The following is an 18,085-nucleotide window of genomic DNA, read 5'->3' as shown; positions in this document are numbered from 1 at the left end:
CATGAACCGCGAACTAAGCATTGACGCTACCCATGTCTCGCTCGGCGACAATTCGTTGCTAACGCTGGAGCTGAGCACGGAGCCGACGGAAAGACGCCTGCTAAAGGATGTGCTGGGCACGCCCGGGCAGATTCGTCTGACCATCGACAACCTCAGTACCGATGACCCGGTGCAAATCTTTCACTACACCTACACGATCAAAAACGACGTTCTCATCCTGACCAAAGTCGAAGTTGAGGACAACCGCCAGGACAAGCTTTTCGACCAGCTTAAGCTGAAAAAGGAAAGCATTTCGGTGCTCGACAAGCAGAGCATTGCCATTGTCTGGACGCTGAGCGAGTGGGACAAGGTGGGCACGTACCACATCAAAGGCTACGTGAACGACGCCAGCCGCGACTTTGGCCCCTGGAAGCTGGTGGTGATGGAAGATGAGGTAGAGCGGCCCGTGCGCGTGACCCTGGGCGAGGCCAAGCGCGAGGAAACCAACGACCAGCCGCTCTGGTCCCTGATCCGGCACCGCACCATCGACTTCAACCGCTACCGCGCCTTCGTCGACAGCGTGCTGTGCGTGCGCAACCCCAACCAGCAGGAAAGCCTGCTGTCGGCCAGCAACACCCGCCTGTTCTTGCCTTTCAACCGCTTGGCCTCCTACGCTATGCTTAAGGCCGCTACCGAGGCCTACCTGATGCAGGAAGTGGGCATGGCCATCGAGCGGGACCGGCCCGGCGGCTCGGGCAACCTGAACCTGCACCCCAACCGCGACGCGACGGAAGCGCGCCGCCTGGGTGGGTTTCAGTTCAGCCCCGGCGACCTGCGCGAAGAGTACCTGGAGCAGCTGGAGAATGAGGAAGGCAAAGTGCTGCCCTACTTCAAAATCATCCGCGAGAAGCTCTCCGAAGTGCCCCTCAAGGATGTAGGCGACATCACCGGCATGGGCACCGACGTCTGCTACGGCATTCTTAAGTCGAAGCTGCAGGCCCCGCCCCTGATGGAGTTGATCTGGTCGTACTGGCACGAAGAAGGCGGCTTGGTGCAAACCATGAACGCCATTAGCCTGCGCTTCCAGAACGTGCGCCAGGGTGGCCCCGGGCAGGACCCCTTGGCCAACCTGAACCTGGACCCGCTGCGGCCCTTGAACAACCTGATCTGGGGCTACATCGAGGACGAGCGGTTCCGACTGAGCATGAATCGCCGCAACCTGGAGTACCGCTACGAATACGGCTTCGGACTGATGGGGCGCGGCGTGCAGGATATTCCGGTGGCCGAGTCGCGGGCGTTTTTCCTGCGCGGCTTCCATAGTCTGCTGCGGGCCGCCACCGAGTTCTACCAGCAGGCCAACTTCACCACCGTGATTCCCGACGGCTTCCCGATTCTGAACCACCTGCGCGAAGTGCACCTGACCCTGGCCGAAGGCGCCCACAACCAGTACGGCGACCTGCCCTGGACGGCCCGCTCGGAAATGCTGGTGCAGCAGTGGCTGCTGGCCCGCCCCGAGGTGCGCGAGTTCCTGGGGGGGCGCATTATGGTGCCCTACGCCGAGCCCTGGATGGACCGCGTCGACAACATGAAGCAGCTACAGGGCTGGAACCCGGCCAACATCAGCCACTTCCACGATCTGGGCACGTTTGGCGAGCAGCTTCTGCTTAGCATCCGCTACGGCTCCTGGAATAGCCCCGGCGTAGGCGCTACCAATGCGGCCAACTGGGCCTATTACTGGCGGGAGGAAATTCAGCGCTACATCCACGCCTACAAGGCCGTTACCGGGGTCGACCTGGCTTCCGACATTGTGGATGCCCGCCTGAATGTGCCCGATAATGAGGAGCGCTACCTGCAGCCGGCCGAGCTGATTGAGCGGCAAACGGCCCTGCAGCACCAGCAGCTGCGGCGGCGGGGGCAACTGGCTCCGGCGGCGCGGCTCAACGCACTGGCGCCCAACCGCCCGGCCGGCGCGCCGGTGCCGCGCCGCAACGCCCTGCCCGATTGAGGCCACCGGGGCCGGCAGCCGTTTTTTAGAATCCGGTGGCCGCCCCCGGTGCTTGTAGTTTGCCGGGTATGGTAGACTTCACTTCGGCCCATTACCTGGGTGCCCGTCCGCTGCAGTTGCCGGCCGGTTTGCCCCTGAGCACGGGGCGGCCGGCCGCCTTGCAGGAGCCTGGCTGGCACCGCCGGGTGGCCCGGGAAGTAGCGCACCGCCAAGGCCTGGAAGCGGGCCTGCTGGCCCCTTCCTCGCTGCACCTGTTCTGGGATGTGCTGGCCCTGCTGCCCCGCTCGGGGGTGGTGTTTATCGACCAGGCCATGTACCCAGTGGGGCAGTGGGGCGCGGCCCGGGCCCTACTGCGGGGCCTGCCCGTCGTGCCGTTTTCCGCCACCGACCTGCCCGCCCTGGCCCGGCGGCTGCACACCTACCGCCAGCAGGGCCGCCCGGCTTGGCTGCTCACCGATGGCTGGCAGCTGCCCGCCGAAGGCCCGGCCCCGCTGGCCCGCTATCTGGAGCTACTGGTTCCCGACCCGCAGGCAGTACTACTCATCGACGATACGCAGGCTTTTGGAATTCTGGGCCGCCAACCCACCGTCCGTGCGCCGCTGGGGCAGGGCGGGGGCGGCTGTCTGCCGTTTCTGGGCCTGCACCACCCGCAGATCCTCACGATTACCTCCCTGGCGAAAGGGCTGGGGGTGCCGGTGGCGGTACTGGGCGGCTCCCGCCGCTGGCTGGCGCGCTACGAGCAGCGCAGCACCGTGCGCGTGCATACCAGCCCGGTATCGGGGTGGCACGCCTGGGCCGCGGGGCTGGCCTTGCAGCAGGACGCCCGGCACGGGGCCGCGGCCCGGCAGCAACTTACAAGCCTCCTCCGGCAGTTTCGGCAGGAGGTAGCGGCGGCCGGGCTCCGGCCGCGGGGTGGGTGGTTTCCGGTGCAGAAGTTGGTGCTGCCCCGGGCCTCGGCTAGCCTGGGCCTGCATCAATTGCTGCGGGAACAAGGCTTCCAAACCCTGCTGCTTGCCGATAGGGCCCGGCCCACGGTGCCCCAGGTGGCCTTTTGCCTGCGCGCCGACCACTGCCCAGCCGACCTGCGCCGCCTGACTGACCTGCTAGCCCACCTGGCCCGGCACTCCGACTGGTTTTTTCCGGCTTCTCACCCTCAACCGCTGCTTTTGCCATGAATCTGCCCCTGCTACTGCCGCTCCCGGCCACCCGCCACCCGGCGCCCGAGTCCGCGGCCCCGTCCGACCGCGCTACCGTGTATACCCGGGGTGGAGCAACGCTGCGCGTACCACTCTTGCCGGCTCCACTGGCCCGGGGGTGCGCCGGTCACCCCGAATTTCAGCTCATGCGCTGGCTCCAGCGCCGCGCTGCCGCCGAGCCCGGCTTCCCGGTTCGGGTGCGGAGCGTGCTGCTGGTCGTGAGCCGGCAGGGCTGCCCCCGCTGCCGGGAGGCGTTGCAACAGTTTCTGAACCGGTTTCGACTCGGCACGAAGCTGCGGCTGGTGCGCACCGGCCAGCATGTGGGCGGGTGCTGCGGGTGCCGGCACTGCCAGGAACGCAAGTCCCGGGCGCTGCTGGACGAACTGCTCGGTGAAACCGGGCTGGCCTGGGAAGACCCGTATGCGCCGCTGCCCTCGGCTGGTATTCCGGAGGGCGACGGGCAGCGGCCCTCGGTGGGCAACAGCCTGCACGCCACGGCGCCGCAGGCTCGTCAGGCCGCGCTGGCCGAAGCTGCCCGCCGCAACGCGGCTAGTGCCAAGGGGCCTGCCCGGTTTCGCTACCGCGTGGCCCACCACGCTGCCAAGCAGCCCCAGGACGCGCCGCACTATCACCTTATTGACGAGCAGGGCAACCAGGTGTCGGGCCATTATTTCTACGGCAAACAGCCTATCCGAATCCGGAAAAAGGACCGCCCCACGGCTCCGTCTTACGACCACGCCACCCCGTACCCCGGTGCCGACCCCACGACCAGATACAGCCAGTACCGCACCGAGTGGCACGGGGCGCGCACCCAAAAGGCCGAGGGCCGGCAGCGCCGCCGCCTGCAAAAAGGCTACGAGCTGGCGCGGTAAAGCAGCGGGCGGCAAACCTGCCAGGTTTGGGGTGAACTCATTGCCGTAGCCCACCAGGTGTGTGTACAGCGGCCAAGCTGGCGGCGGGAAACTATCCGGATTCGAACTAATGAAAACAACCGCCGCATCTTTCGAGGAATTTTCGCCGGCTTGGTCGCAGAAGGCCCTGGCGGAGCTGCGGGAGCTGGTGGGGTTTGCTAGCATCAGCACCGCCCCGGCCCATACGGGCGCCGTGCGTGGGTGCGCCACCTGGCTGGCCCGGCACCTGCGCGGCATCGGACTGGACGCGGTGCAGGTATTCGAAACGCCCCGCCACCCGATTGTGTACGCTGAAAAGCGCGTGGACCCGGCCCGGCCCACGCTGCTCATCTACGGGCACTACGACGTGCAGCCCATCGAGCCGGCCGCCGCCTGGACCGTGCCGCCCTTCGGCGCCCGTATCCGCGACGACAAGCTGTACGGCCGCGGGGCTTCCGATGATAAAGGCCAGTTTTTTGTGCACCTCAAGGCGTTGGAGCTGTTGCTAAGCCAGAACGGGCCGTTGCCGCTGAACGTGAAAATCCTGCTGGAAGGCGAGGAGGAAATCGGGAGCCCCAACCTGGGTGAGTTCATCCGCCGCTACCGCCGCCTGCTGCGCGCCGACTGGGCCGTGCTGTCGGATACCAACTTGCTGTCGGCCCAGCAACCGGCCCTGACCTACGGCCTGCGCGGCTCCCTGGCCGCCGAGCTGACCGTCATCGGGCCCCGGGCCGAGCTGCACTCCGGGGTGTTTGGCGGGGCTGTCCTCAACCCGTTGCAAGCCCTGAGTACGCTGCTGGCCGCCCTGCACGACGCTACTGGCCGGGTTGCTATTCCCGGATTTTACGACCCGGTACGGGCTGCTTCCGCCGAGGAAAGGGCCTACCTGCGGCGCTACGGTCCGTCCGAGGCTCAGCTGTTGCGCGAGGCCCAGGTGGCCCAGGGCTGGGGCGAACCAGGCTACACCCTGTACGAGCGCACCGTGCTGCGGCCTTCCCTGAGCATTACCGGGCTCAGGGGCGGCTACCAGGGCGCGGGCGTGCAGTCGATAGTGCCGGCCCGGGCCAGTGCCAAGCTCAGCTTCCGGCTGGCCGAAGGCCAGGACCCTCACCAGGTAGAAGAGCAGCTGCGCCGATACCTGCGGCGGCTCACTCCGCCCCAGGTGCAGGCCACGCTCCGGGCCCAGCTGCACGCGCCGCCCTATACCGTGGCGCCCACGCTGCCGGTGATGCAAGCGGCGGCCCAGGCCTACGCCCGCGGGTTTGGGCGGGCCCCGGTGCTCCAACGCTCGGGCGGCACCATTCCGGTTGTCAGCCTTTTTGAGCAGCACCTAGGCATTCCGACGGTGCTTATGGGCCTGGGCCTGCCCGACGACCACAAGCACGGCCCCGACGAGTTTCTGTTTTTGCCCAACTTCTGGCGCGGCATCCGCACCAGCCTGTTTTTTCTGCGCCGCCTCGGCCAGCTCACTTCCCCAACTCCCTGGCTATGCTCATCATCGACTGCCACTGCCACGCGGGCCAGGGCGACGGCCTGACCGGCCCCTGGGATACCGACGCGCCCCTGGAACCCTACCTGGCCTGGGCTGACGAGGCCGGCATTCAGCGCACGGTGCTCTTCGCCGCCTTTCACTCCGATTACGCCGTGGCCAACCGGCAGGTGGCCCGCCTGGTGCGCCAGCAGCCCGGGCGGTTCTACGGGTTTGCCTTTGTGCACGCCCAGCGCGACCGGGGCCGCATTCGGGAACTGGTGACGACGGCCGTGCAGCAGTACGGTTTCTGCGGCATCAAGTCCCACCGCTTCGATGCCCGCATCAGCCGGGAAATCTGCGACGTGGCCCGCGCCTTTCGGCTGCCGGTGCTCTACGATGTGGTAGGTGAAATAGCGGTGGTAGAGCTGCTGGGCGAGCAATACCCCGACGTGAACTTCATTATTCCGCACCTGGGCAGCTTCTCCGACGACTGGCGGGCCCAGGCTGGCCTCATCGACCACCTTGTGCGCTTTCCCAACATCTACACCGACACCAGCGGGGTACGGCGCTTCGATATTCTGCAGCGGGCCGTGGACCGGGCCGGCGCCCATAAGTTTCTGTTCGGCTCCGATGGGCCCTGGCTGCACCCCGGCGTGGAGCTGGCCAAAATAAGGGCGCTGCACCTGGGAACGGAGGAAACCCGGCAGGTGGTAGCCGGCAACCTGCTGCGCCTGCTGGCTACGGTGCGGCGCCACCCGCTGCCGGGCGCCTTGCAGCAGGTGGCCGTGCCGGCCGCCGAGCTGAGCAATGCGTGGCGGGACCCGTGGCTGATGCGGCCCTGAGCCAAGCGGCTCACTGGCCCAGGCGGCGCCCTGGGTTTCGACGCGCTTGCTCTTCCGGTTGGTTTTGCCCAGGTTGTCGGTGAAGGGCAGGCGCACGCGGCGGAAATCGTTGTAGTTGCTGCTGCTGTTGTCCACCGGCACCACGCTGGAAGTAACCCGGAAGTTGAGCTGGTAGAACAGGTTAACGATGTCGAGCTTGGGCGGGGCTTTCTTCTGCCAGAAGCTCTTTTTGACCGGTAGCATCACGTAGGAATAGACGTCGTAATCAGTCAGGCCGTTGAAGAAGGGCGAGCTGTAGAGGGCATAAATGTGAAAAAGCCCTTTGCCGTGCTGACAAAGGGCCTTGCGTATTGAATCAGGATTGGCCTTCAGGGGAGAAGGGCCCTTTGCTTTGCGTACGCCTGATGCAGGAGAGCAAACCAAACAACGGGCCGCTTAGTAGGCGCGGCTGGCGGTGGTTTCGGGAATGATGACCAGATAGTCGTAGCCTTGCAGAACCAGGGCCAGGGCGTGGCGGCTCACCTGGAGCTTGTCGTTGAGCAGGGCGCGGCGCAGGGGGCGCAGGTCGAATACCTGCCAGGGGCCGCTGGCGGGCGTGGCCGCAGTGAAGGGCTGGAGCATCGGGTTCTTATCGTTGGAATACGACATTACGCTCTTGGAGAGGTCGTCCGGGTTGGTGGGGCCCGACTTGGTGCCTTGCTTGCCGATGATGAAGATGTGCAGGGACTTTTGGTCGTGGGCGTCGGCCAAGTTCAGGGCCAGGCTGCCGATATCAAACACACCGCCCGTCAGGCTCATGCCCCGGGCCGTGTGCGCCGCCCCGAACTTGAAGAGCATCTTGGGCAGGGGCTGGCCGGGCTTGTCGTAGGGCCGCAGGCTTTCCAGCAGGTTGCGCTTCATCAGGTTGATGCGCATCTGGTGACTTTTCAGGCCCTGGGTTGCGTAGAGGGTGTAGATAGTGCTGCTCAGGACAAAGTCGCGTACCATCTGCTGCACCGCGGGGCTTTCCTGGCTGGTAATGGCGCGCAGGCTGTCCAGGGAAGCGGGGCGCTGGTAGATGCTGTAGTGGCTGGTGCCTTCTACCAGGGCGCGGCGGTCCTGGGCCTGGTAGGGCGCCACGCGGCTTTGCAGATAGGCCTTGGCGGCCTTGCCCTGGGCCTGCGCGGCCATGCGCTCAAACAGGCTGCCGGTGGCCATCAGGCTTACCTGGTCGATGCCGATGATGGGCACGCGCTGGGCCCGCAGGGCGCGGGCCAGCTCGAATTCCTCGGCCCAGCTGTAGAACGTGAGGCCCATCGGGTGCTGCCGGTTAAAGGCAGTGGGCAGGCCGGGCTGGGCGGCCAGGCGGCTCAGGTCCTGGGCCTGATACTGGTCGATTTCGGCAATGTAGAGGGCGGGCTTCAGTTCCCGGGCTACGGCTGCCGCAAACGTCGGAATCTGGGCCATGCCGTGGTCTTCGCCCAGCAGCACCAGCGGACTTTGCTGGAGGTCCTGCTGCAGCCTGTCCCAGCCCGGGCCGCTGAATTGCGCGCCGCTGGGGCTCATCGCAAACGTGTTTTTGCGCAGCAGGCGAACAAAGGTAGTGTCGGTTTCCTGGGCCTGGACCGTGCCGCCGAGCAGGCCGGCCAGCACCACCAGGGCCAGCTGGCGGGCACGACGCACGAAGCAGCAAGCAAGGGCAGGCGTGGAGCGGGAAGAAAGCATCGGGTAGTTTCTTGGAGTGGGGGGTGAATCTGGGTCAAAGAAATTACGCAGCTTTAGGAGCCCGAACTTTATTCGACCAAATCACCACGCCACACCACCAAAGAAGGAAGTGGTCAGCTTTTGTGCATGTCTGAAACCATCCGCCGCTTTGCTTTCCGCTGGCAGAGCCTGAGTGCCCGCACCACGGCCGTGCTGCTGCAGGCGCTGCTTTGGGTGCTGCTTACCGGGTTTTACCTGGCCTGGTACAACCGCACCAACTACCACTTCAACGGGCCCAACTGGTCGTTGGTGCTGCTGCGGCTGGTTTTTGCCATCGGCCTGTTCAATGCCCTGGTTTACCTGATTATTCCGCGCTGGCTCCAGCAGGGGCGCTACGGGCGGGTGGCCCTCAGTGCGGTGGGACTGGTGTATGCCTTCGGCCTGTTCAACTACTACGGCTACCAGCTGGCCGCAGCGTACCTGGACCCGCCCGCCCGGCTGGCGCAGTTCTACCACGAATCGACCCAGCCGGGCCTGCAGGCCACGGTGTTTAGCTGGCCGGGGTTGCTGAGCATGGTGCTGGGGCTGCAGGCCGAGATGATGTTCCCTATTATTGTGAGCTTTCTGGCCTACGCTCAGGTAGTAAACCGGCGCCGCCTGGCCCTGGAGCGCGACCAGCTGAGCCTGGAGCTGCGCTACCTCAAGGCCCAGATCAATCCGCAGTTTCTGTTTTATACCCTGGGCAGCCTGCACGGCTTCACTCGCCACCACGACCCGCGCGCCGGCGACATGGTGCTGCACCTGGCCGACTTGATGCGCTACAGCCTGTACGAGTCGGATACCGAAACTGTGCTGCTGAGCCGGGAGCTGGAGTTTCTGGCCGACTACCTGGCCCTGGAACGCCTGCACGGCCGGCCGGGCGTCCGCATCGAGCAGGCCGTGAGCGGGCCGGTAGCGGGGCAGCGTATCACGCCGCTGGTACTCTACCCGTTTCTGGAGCGCCTGTTCGTGGGGCTGCCGGCGGCCGAGGCCACTCTTACCGCCACGCTGCACATCACCGAGCACGCGCTTGCGGCTACTTTCTGCCGCTTCAGCTCTGCCCCACCCGTGGCGGCCTACCGCTCCGATCCGGTGGTAGCGGCGGCCCTGCGCCGCCTGCAGCTGCAGTATCCCGACCGGCACCGGGCCCAGGTGACGGAGGACGCGGCCGGCGTGCGGGTCGAACTTCACCTTGATTTATAAGCGCATGACGGTTTCTGCTGCATCGGCCCGGCACGCCTGGTTTCCGCTGCGCCCGGGGCGCGGGCGGGTGGCGCTGCACCTGCTGCTGTGGGCCGCGTTTGTGGTCTTCCAGTGCCTGATCTACCAGCTCCAGCCCACGCTGCCGGCCATCCGGCTGGCCTTCATCATCAAGGATCTGGTGGCCAGCGTTATCAGCTTTTACTTTTTCTCCTACGTCGTGCTGCCGCGTTTTATTGTGCGCCGCCGCTGGCTGCTGAGTGCCCTGGGGCTGTTGGCTATTTACTACCTCTGGGCCCTGCTCTCACACCTAAGCTACTCTCTGCTCGACTACTACCGCGTGCCCATGGGCGAGTGGGCCGACTACATGCACCGCACCCTCGACCGGGGCCTGTGGGTGGGCGTGTTTTCGTGGTACGGGGTCAGCATGGGGCTGAGCGACTTCTTCATTATTCCCATGCAACCCATTTTGCTGCGCTGTATCGTGTTTTTGCTCACGGCCAGCAACCAAAGCCTGCGCCTGCAGCGCGAAAACCTGAACCTGGAAGTAAGCTTCCTCAAGGCCCAGGTGAACCCGCACTTTCTGTTCAACACCCTGAACAACATCTACACCATGGTCGTGAAGCAGGACGAGCGGGCCCCCGCCATGGTGCAGCACCTCACCGGCCTGATGCACTACACGGTGTACGAGTCGGATGCGGCGCTGGTGCCGCTGCGCCGCGAAGTCGGTTTTCTGGAAGACTACCTGGAGCTGGAACGCCTGCGCTACGGCCAGAAAGTCAGCATTCGCTACCGCAAGGCCGGGCCGCTGGCGCAGTTTCGCATCACGCCACTGCTCTTCTTTCCCTTCGTGGAAAATGCCTTCAAGCACGGTGTCGACAGCAGCCTGGATGCCTCCTGGGTGGATATTACGCTGGAAGCAACAGACGGGCAGCTGCACTTCGCAGTCCGCAACAGCCTGCCGCCCACCGCAGGCCCCCGCGACTTTGGCGGGGTGGGCGTGGCCAACGTGCAACAGCGCCTGGCCCTGCACTACCCGCCTGATGACTACCAGCTCAGTATCGGCCCCGCTCCCGACGGGCAAACCTACCGCGTGGCCCTGACGCTGCGCCTGCACCCGGCCACCAGTGGAAGCTAACCTAAACGACAGCTCGAACGAAGTGGGGCCGGAGTGCTCCTGAAATAAGTGGTGCCCCCGCTGCCGCGCCCGTCTATGATCCTTTGCAAGCCCAGGATAACCGTTTAAACACCCCAGATACCCACACCCGGCATGATTAACTGCCTCATTATCGACGATGAGCCCTTCGCCCGCGAGTTGCTCGAAGGCTATATCCGTCAGATTCCCTCGCTCACCCTGCTGGCCAGCTGCGAGCATGTTTTCGATGCTCTGGAAGTGCTGCAGCAACAGAAAATCGACCTGATTTTCTCCGACATCAACATGCCCCAAGTCAACGGCATCGAGTTTATCCAGTCCTTGCACAACCCGCCCTACGTGGTGTTCGTCACGGCCTACCCCAACTTTGCCCTCGACGGCTTCGAGCTCGACGCGCTAGACTACATTGTGAAGCCCGTCTCGTTTCCGCGCTTTCTCAAGGCCGTCAACAAGGCCCAGCAGATCATTAACAGCCGCCCGGCCACCCCGGTGCCGGCCGCTCCGCAGTTTCTGTTCGTCAAGGAAGGCCACAGCCTGCAGCGGGTGCTATTCGACGAAATCTACTACATCGAGGGCATGAGGGACTACATCAAAATCATTCTCAAAAACCGCGTCATCATCACCTATCTGCGCATGAGCCGGGTGGAAGACCAGTTGCCGGCCGAGCGTTTCACCCGCATTCAGAAGTCTTACATCGTGCGCATGGACGCCATCAAAGCCATCAGCGGCAACGAAGCCGAGCTGTATGACTTGCCCGAAAAGCTGCCCATCGGCAAGCAGCACAAGGAGGCGCTGCTGGCGCGGTTTGGGTTGAGTTAGGAGGGGGCATTGGTATACCGAGCTTCCTATACTAGGTGAAATCAGGCATTAAACAGGCTTTGGCGTGGGATTTCTACTCCTGCGGCCCCCGCCGCTTCCGGTTCGCCGCGCCGGTGCATCTGCAGGATTCTCTCGCTGCAGCCCAGCCGATGCGCGGCCAGCTTCAGGTTGCCGTTTTCGTGGGTAATGGCCACTTTCTTGGCTATTTCGGTCACCTGGTCCTTGATTTCCTTGAGGCCCAGGCCCTGGTACAAAAGGCCCTTTACGCCGGCTTCCAGGTCGCTGCCCTGCAGGGTAGGACCCAGGCGGGCAAAGTCGGGCCAGTCGGAGCGCGGAATGTCGCCGATGGTAATGGGGCCTTCGCCCAGGTGCTTGTTGGCAATGCGGTTGATGAGCTGCTGCAACTCGCGCACGTTGCCGGGGTAGTCGCGCAGCAGCAGAAAGTCGTACACTTGCCGGTCTACGGGCTGGTGAATGTGGTGCTGCTGGCGGAAAAAGTGCTCGGCCAGCACCACGATATCCTCTTTTCGCTCGCGCAGGGGTGGTAGCTGGCACGTCCAGCCCGACACGCGGTAATACAAATCCTGCCGGAAGGTGCCCTTGTGCACTTCGGCCAGCAGGTCGCGGTTGGTGGCGCTTACCAGCCGGAAGCTGGCTTTGCGCCAGGTATTGCTGCCCACGCGCTTGTAGGTGCCTTCCTGCAGGGCCCGCAGCAGCTCGGCTTGCAGGGGCAGGGGCAGCTCGCCCAGCTCGTCCAGAAACAGCGTGCCCTCGTGGGCCAGGGCCAGCGCCCCGTCGCGGGTGCTGATGGCGTTGGTAAACGCGCCTTTCTCGTGGCCAAACAGCTCGGAGCCCGACAGACCCGGAATCAGGTTGGTACAGTCCACCACCACACAGTCGCGCTTGTCGGGGCGGGTGTCGAGCTGGTGAATCTCCTGGGCTACCAGCTCCTTCCCGGTCCCGCTTTCCCCCATAATCAGCACCTGGCAGTTGGAAAGGGCCATGTCCACCACCTGGCGCAGCGTGTTAAGCCAGCAGCGGCTGCTGCCCACCATGCGCTGCTGCAGGTAGGCCACCTTTTCCTCCAGCGTGTGCCAGTAGCGCAGGCGGGAGAGAATAATCTGCACGGGCTTCTCGACTTCAAACCACGAAAAAACTTCCACCACGCCGCTGCGCAGCAGGGCCCAGGTGCTGGAAGTAGGCAGCAGGCTCACGGCTACGGCAATGATTTTGGTGTCGGCGTAGAGCGTGTAGGCCTCCAGCGTTTCCTGAATGTCTTCCAAGGGCGCCTGATGGTCCAGAAAGATGATGCCCGCGCCCTGGGGCGTGTCGCCCAGGTGCACGGCCTGCAGCTCTACCCCGGCCTGCTCCAGCGCGTCGAGGACCCGCAGCAGCCGTTCGTTCTGCGCGGTAAACGGCTTAAACCATACGGTGAATTCAGCCATGGCAAAGAAGGGGTAGCAGGACAGCCGAGTCCCGGGCCAGCACAGGCAGACATTGCCGCCAACGTTCTTTGCAATAAGGCGGAGTTGAGGTCGGGCAGAGCGGATTACATTGCCGGGGCGGCAAGTCAACTCATTGCCCGGTAGGGCAGGGGCAGCGAAGCAAGGGAATGAAGATACGCAATACGGCGTTGATATAGAATAACATATATATGTGATATGAGCCCAATATGCCCGGCTGCGCCCTCAGACAAGGTATAAACTTACGGCCGCGTATTCGCTGGGAATACGCGGCCGGCTACCGGGTCGCAGACGCGGGGTAGTCTACGAGCCCCCGGCCCGGCGCTTCTCGTCTTCGGCCCCGCCGCTGCGGCGGCGGGAGGGAGCCAGCTTATCGTTGCCGAAGCGGTAAGTGAAAGAAAGCGTAGCCACCCGGAAGTCGCCGCGCTGGTAGAAGCGCTCCACGTAGTTGTCGTAGGTGGAGGTGGCCCGGATGGCGCCGGTGTAGAAGGCGTCGGTGACGTTGAGCTTGAGGTTGCCTTTCCGTTCCCACAGGCTTTTCTGCACCCCGAAGGCCACTTGGCCCAGCGGGCGGGTGTCGAAGAAGGTGTAGAGTTCCCGCGACTGGTAGTTGGCATTCAGGTCGGCGCTCCAGCCTTTGCCGAAGGTGAAGGTGCTGTTGCTGCTGAGCGTGAAGGCCGGGCGGGCGTTGTTGGCGCCCAGGGTAGTGCCGGCAATGCTGCCCACGAAGCGGCTGTAGTAGAGCACCCCGTTGTTGTACACGTTCCACCACTTGGCCAGCTCCACCGGGGCCGTCAGCGTGAGGGCGTAGTAGTGCTGGGAGCCCAGGTTCTGGCTTGTCGATACCACCGTGCGGCTGTTGGCGTTTTCGGGCTGCACCGTCCCGATGATGGGGTCGGAGGTGCGGCTGTAGCTTACCCCGATGCTGTACTTCTGGCGGTAGGTATGGGTCAGCTCCACGTTGTAGCTGGTTTGGGGCCGCAGGTTGGGGTTGCCCGCCCCGTAAGTAGTGGCATCAATGTAGGAGCGGAACGGGTTGAGCTGCCCGTACGAAGGCCGGTCGATGCGCCGGCTCAGCGACACGGCCGTTTCGTGCTTGTCGGTGAAGGTGTGCTTCAGGGCCGCGCTGGGAAAGAGCTGGAAGTAGTTGCGGCTAAAGCCCGGCTCCACGCCCTCCTGTAGCACGTCCTGCTTGCCCGTGGCCTTGGTTTGTTCCCCGCGCAGGCCCGCTTGCAAGGTCCACTTGGGCAGGGTATGGTTAACGTTGATGTAGGCCGCGCTGATGTTTTCGTCGTAGCGGAACCGGTTCGAGCGGTTCTGGTCCCGCACCAGATTCAGCAGGTCGGGGGCATTGGTCGACGGGTCCCGGAAAGGCGTCTTGAACTCCACGTCGTTGTCGGAGTGCACCCAGCTGAGCTTGGCGCCCATATCCAGGCGGGTTTGCTTGCTGAGCGGATGCACGTAGTCCGTCTTCACCGACTGAATGGTGAGCCGGCCTTCCTGGTCGCCGTTGAGCCGGTCGAAGAGCTGCATCGGCTGCCAGTCGTAGTACGTGTTCAGGAATTGCAGGCGGCTGGTGCGGTAGCGGGCGTAGTCGGCGTCGGCCGTCAGCTCCCGGTTGCCGACCGAGTCCTGGAAGGTGTGCTTAAAGTTCACGTTGCCGGCCACGTTGGGAAACGCCGCGTCCCGGTCGTTGGTCGAGTTGTAGCCCCGCAGCGGGTTGCCGCCGGCGTCGGTCAGCGTTGTCAGGTTGGTGCCTTCCTGCACGCTGCGGGTTTGCAGGCCATTCACGGTAAAGCCTAGTACCGTGTTTTCCGAAAGCGTGTAGTCCAGCCCGGCCTTCCAGCTGTGCGACTGGTTGTGGCCCACGCTGTAGTTGTCCTGGTCGGTACTGCCGGTGTAGGTTTTGCTCAGGTCGGTGGGCAGGTAAAAGTCGCGGTGGATGGTCAGGGCCCCGAAGTTGCGGCGGTTGGCGTAGGTGTACGAGCCGAAGGTGTTGGTTTTCTTGGTGCGGTGGTTCAGCGTCAGGCCCGAGGTAAACTTACCGAAGCGCCCGCGCCCGTAGCTGCTGCTCACGCTGCCGTTGGTGCCCACGCGCTGGTCCTTCTTCAGGTTGATGGCAATGATGCCGGCGCTGCCCTGGGCTTCATACTTGGCGGGCGGGTTGGTAATGAGCTCAATGCTCTTGAGCTGCTCGGCCGGCAAAGCCCGCAGGTAGTCGGCCAGCTCGGCGCCCGTCATGGGCTGGCGCTTGCCGTCGATGAGCACCAGCACCCCTTGGCGGCCCCGCAGCCCGATGTTGTCGTTGCCGTCCACGGTTACGCCGGGCGAGCGGCTGAGCACGTCCAGGCTGGTATTGCCCGCGGCCAGGGTCGAGCCTTCCACATTCACGATGGTGCGGTCGGCTTCCCGCTCAAACAAGGGTTTCTGCCCCACCACGGTTACTTCCTTCAGGGTCGTAGCCCCGCTGGCGGCCAAGGTCAGGACGGGCAGGGCCACCGTTTCGGCCCCCGTGGTGAAAGCCTTGCTCCAGGTGCGCACAAAACCCACCTGCGAAGCCGACACCAGGTAGGTGCCCGCCGGCGTCTGCTCGAAGCGGTAGGTGCCTTTCTCGTCGCTGAACTCCGATTTTACCACCGTCGAGTCGGTCGCGCGGTGCAGCGTGACGGTGGCAAAATCGATGGGCGCCCCGCTGGCGGCCGTGAGCTGCCCGGTTACCGTCGTGCGGGTTTGGGCCAGCGCCGGGGTAACCAGTAACACGCTCACGAGCAGGCACAGCCAGGAGGGCCGGCGTAGCCGCCGCCCGGGTAGGGGTGTTTTCATAAGAAGAGGACGTTGAGACGAAGGCGCCGGCGCGGCAGTCAGGGGATGCGCCGGCGCCGGCAGAAAGCAGAAAAAAATACCGGTTACGCCCCACCACCGGGGCGGCTCCTGCCCGGTCCACGGCCGAGGAACCCGGGAGGACGAGGTACGAATTATTTCGTAGTAAACATACGAATGATTTCGTATATTCAAACTGTCCGATGAATATTTTTTGTTTTACCCGCTCAGCTTCCTGCAGCTAGTGCCTTAGGAGGCCGGGGTGCAGTTCAGGTAAATACGCTCCAGTAATTGGTGGAGCAGGGCATTATCCTCCTGAGAAAGTCCCTGTAGGGCAATGCGGCGGTTGTTGAGCACAATGGGGTGTACCGCATCCAGAATGCGCTGCCCTTCCTCGCTCACGCGCAGCTGGGTGCGGCGCCCGTCGTGGGGGAGGGCCTCGGCCACCAGCATTCCCCGCTCCAGGAGCAGGCGAATGATGCGGGCCACCGACGCCTGGTCCTTAAAGACCCGGTCGCCGATTTCGGTTTGGGTCAGGTCGTCATTTTCCAGAATCACGCGCAGCACCAGCCACTGGTCGATGGTAATAGCGATGCCGGCTCGGTCGATGTTGGCTTGGGCAAAGCGCCGGTATTGCTTGATGGCCTTGTCGAGCGAGTAGAAGAGTACATTAGAAAGCATGGGAAGATATCCAGCGATACAAAATAGATGTATGATATATCATGAAGGTTGCCTCATGACGAAAAGATTTTTCGGGCAAGCCCGCAAAAGGGGCGGCCGTAAACAAAATTGGGGCTGAGGGCACTAGCTTTTCAGGGCCCCCAGCACCCGCTTGATGAGTTCATTGGGGCTGCCGTTGTGCCAGCGCCACACAATGACGAGGTCGTGCTCGGGGTCAATCCAGATGGTGTTGGAGCCCGCGCCCAGGGCGGCGTAGCTACTGGCCGGGGCATCGGGCCAGGCCTTGCGCTGGGTGTTGAGCCACCAGAGGTAGCCGTAGTCGGGGCCTACGGGACCGGGCGCGGTGGCCTGCTGCACCCAGGCGCTGGGCACGAGCTGGCGGTTTTTCCAGCGCCCCTGGCGCAAAAACAAGTAGCCGAAGCGGGCCTCGTCGCGGGCACTGATCCATAGGCCGCCGCCCCAGCGCGTGCCCCCGCTTACCGAAGCCAGAGGCTTGCCCTCAATTGGCACCGTGGAATTGGCGTAGGGCACCCACTGCCAGGAATCGGAGGCCCCAATCGGGTTCATGATTTCGGTGCGGAACACCTCCGGCAGCGGCTTGCGCCAAAGCTGCAGCAGCGAGAGGGCGAAGCGGTTGATGCGCACGTCGTTGTATTCATAATAGGAGCCGGGCTCCTGCAGGGGCCGGGGTTTCCGCTCGCCCTTACCGAAGGCTTCGTGGCCCACGAAATCGGCGTTTTTGCCCCACAGCTCGCCTTCCCACTCGCTGGTCTGGCGGGCGTGGTGCTCCCAGGTTATTTTCCGGTTCTGGGGCGAGTCGTAGCCTCCGTCGTGGATGTACTCTACCACCGGGTCGTGAATATCTTTAATCAGGCCTTTCTCCAGCGTGAGGCCCAGTAAGGTCGACAGCACGCTTTTGGCCACGCTGTAGGTCGGGTCGGCCCGCTCGGTTTCGCCCCACTCGGCCACGATGTAGCCATGGCGCAGGATCAGGCCGTTGGTGGCGGCCCGGCTGGCGGGCAAGGGGCCCAGGGGGTTGCCGAAAATTTCTTCCTGGGTAGAAAAGTTGGGCGTCATCTGAGTCGTTTCTTGCTGCCGGGCCCAGGCTACGGCTTCCCGCAGGCGGGCCGGCTCGAAGCCGGCCTGCTCGGGCTCCCGGTGCTGCCAGTTGGCGCCCGGCCCCGGAAAATACGCCGCAGATGGGGCGGCGGTAGTGGCCGCCGGGGGCTGGGCCAGGCGGGAGCAGGCTATGGCTGGCAACAGCAGCAACAGAAACCAAGAACGACGCAGGAGCATACAGGAGAAATAAGCCGGCTACCGGTGACCGATTGGTAAAGCTACAACTCCTACTGCTGGGGCAGATGCAACAGAATGCTAAACTTGCGCCGGCAAACCTTGTTCTTATGCCCGTGACTGAAATTACCATCCCGACCCTGGGCCACCTGCCCCAGGCCGCTGCCCAGGTGGCCGCCCTGCTCGCCGACCACTCCATCGTGGTGTTTGAAGGGGAGATGGGGGCCGGCAAAACCACTTTTATCAAGGCGCTGGGCCAGGCGCTGGGCGTGGCCGACGACGTAAGCAGCCCGACCTTTGCCTTGGTCAATGAATACCGCGACGGCCGCGACCAGCCGATTTATCATTTCGATTTCTACCGGATTGAGGACCCCAGCGAGGCCCTGAACATTGGCGCGCTAGAGTACTTTGATTCTGGCTATCTTTGCCTGATAGAGTGGCCAAGCCGCGTGGAGGCGCTTTTGCCCCCGAAGAGGCTACTCGTCACGCTCACGGTCACCGGTCCCGAGTCGCGCCTGTTGCAACTCGAGCCGCTGGCCGACTGAGCCGCT

Annotated in this window: 14 protein-coding genes; 9 read left to right on the top strand and 5 right to left on the bottom strand. The window is 64.0% G+C overall.

The window, feature by feature from the left end; genetic code table 11:
• Position 1 precedes the first annotated feature (1 nt).
• The 5 genes from E5K02_RS04990 to E5K02_RS04970 all read left to right on the top strand — a co-directional run bounded on the left by E5K02_RS04990 (position 2) and on the right by E5K02_RS04970 (position 6,383).
• Positions 2 to 1,984 carry a hypothetical protein gene (locus tag E5K02_RS04990; RefSeq protein WP_135392658.1) on the top strand — a complete coding sequence of 661 codons (1,983 nt, stop codon included), beginning with the start codon at positions 2 to 4 and terminating at the stop codon, positions 1,982 to 1,984.
• A gap of 68 nt (positions 1,985 to 2,052) precedes the next feature.
• A complete protein-coding gene (locus tag E5K02_RS04985; RefSeq protein WP_135392656.1) occupies positions 2,053 to 3,159 on the top strand; it encodes a PLP-dependent aminotransferase family protein in 1,107 nt (368 codons plus the stop codon).
• On the top strand, positions 3,156 to 4,052 hold the full coding sequence (locus E5K02_RS04980; RefSeq protein WP_135392654.1) for a hypothetical protein: 897 nt from the start codon (positions 3,156 to 3,158) through the stop codon (positions 4,050 to 4,052). Before E5K02_RS04985 ends, E5K02_RS04980 begins: the two co-directional genes overlap by 4 nt.
• Positions 4,053 to 4,161: 109 nt before the next feature.
• Entirely contained in the window at positions 4,162 to 5,607 is a 1,446-nt protein-coding gene (locus E5K02_RS04975) for a dipeptidase (protein ID WP_135392652.1), read from the top strand.
• Positions 5,559 to 6,383 (top strand): amidohydrolase family protein, encoded by an 825-nt coding sequence (locus tag E5K02_RS04970; RefSeq protein WP_135392650.1) that lies wholly within the window; start codon positions 5,559 to 5,561, stop codon positions 6,381 to 6,383. The genes E5K02_RS04975 and E5K02_RS04970 overlap by 49 nt, the downstream gene beginning before the upstream one ends.
• Before the next feature lie 435 nt (positions 6,384 to 6,818).
• Here E5K02_RS04970 and E5K02_RS04965 read toward each other — a convergent pair whose 3' ends face one another.
• Entirely contained in the window at positions 6,819 to 8,045 is a 1,227-nt protein-coding gene (locus E5K02_RS04965; RefSeq protein WP_135392648.1) for a hypothetical protein, read from the bottom strand.
• A 168-nt stretch (positions 8,046 to 8,213) separates the two neighbouring features.
• Here E5K02_RS04965 and E5K02_RS04960 point away from each other — a divergent pair, with 168 nt between their 5' ends.
• The 3 genes from E5K02_RS04960 (at position 8,214) to E5K02_RS04950 (ending at position 11,277) form a co-directional block, all read left to right on the top strand.
• The gene (locus E5K02_RS04960; RefSeq protein WP_135392646.1) at positions 8,214 to 9,308 is read left to right on the top strand and encodes a sensor histidine kinase; all 1,095 of its coding nucleotides are present in this window, start codon (positions 8,214 to 8,216) and stop codon (positions 9,306 to 9,308) included.
• Between the two features lie 4 nt (positions 9,309 to 9,312).
• A complete protein-coding gene (locus tag E5K02_RS04955) occupies positions 9,313 to 10,443 on the top strand; it encodes a sensor histidine kinase (RefSeq protein ID WP_135392644.1) in 1,131 nt (376 codons plus the stop codon).
• Positions 10,444 to 10,575: 132 nt separating this feature from the next.
• Entirely contained in the window at positions 10,576 to 11,277 is a 702-nt protein-coding gene (locus tag E5K02_RS04950; protein WP_135392642.1) for a LytR/AlgR family response regulator transcription factor, read from the top strand.
• 41 nt (positions 11,278 to 11,318) lie between these two features.
• On the opposite strand, the gene E5K02_RS04945 is transcribed toward E5K02_RS04950, so the two are convergent.
• The 4 genes from E5K02_RS04945 to E5K02_RS04930 form a co-directional block, all read right to left on the bottom strand.
• Positions 11,319 to 12,722, bottom strand: a complete 1,404-nt coding sequence (locus E5K02_RS04945) for a sigma 54-interacting transcriptional regulator (RefSeq protein WP_135392640.1) — start codon at positions 12,720 to 12,722, stop codon at positions 11,319 to 11,321.
• 321 nt (positions 12,723 to 13,043) lie between these two features.
• Positions 13,044 to 15,563, bottom strand: coding sequence for a TonB-dependent receptor domain-containing protein (locus tag E5K02_RS04940; RefSeq protein ID WP_135392638.1), 2,520 nt, complete (start codon positions 15,561 to 15,563; stop codon positions 13,044 to 13,046).
• Between the two features lie 246 nt (positions 15,564 to 15,809).
• Positions 15,810 to 16,241, bottom strand: coding sequence for a MarR family winged helix-turn-helix transcriptional regulator (locus E5K02_RS04935; protein ID WP_135392636.1), 432 nt, complete (start codon positions 16,239 to 16,241; stop codon positions 15,810 to 15,812).
• Positions 16,242 to 16,364: 123 nt separating this feature from the next.
• Positions 16,365 to 17,537, bottom strand: coding sequence for a serine hydrolase domain-containing protein (locus tag E5K02_RS04930; RefSeq protein ID WP_135392634.1), 1,173 nt, complete (start codon positions 17,535 to 17,537; stop codon positions 16,365 to 16,367).
• Between the two features lie 107 nt (positions 17,538 to 17,644).
• Here E5K02_RS04930 and tsaE point away from each other — a divergent pair, with 107 nt between their 5' ends.
• On the top strand, positions 17,645 to 18,079 hold the full coding sequence (tsaE, locus tag E5K02_RS04925; RefSeq protein WP_167856285.1) for a tRNA (adenosine(37)-N6)-threonylcarbamoyltransferase complex ATPase subunit type 1 TsaE: 435 nt from the start codon (positions 17,645 to 17,647) through the stop codon (positions 18,077 to 18,079).
• Positions 18,080 to 18,085: the final 6 nt, after the last annotated feature.

The sequence above is a fragment of the Hymenobacter metallicola genome (genome assembly GCF_004745645.1).
In the GTDB taxonomy this organism is placed as follows: domain Bacteria; phylum Bacteroidota; class Bacteroidia; order Cytophagales; family Hymenobacteraceae; genus Hymenobacter; species Hymenobacter metallicola.
The sequence above is the reverse complement of the archived record's forward strand: the minus strand, read 5'-3'. Positions and strand labels throughout refer to the sequence as shown.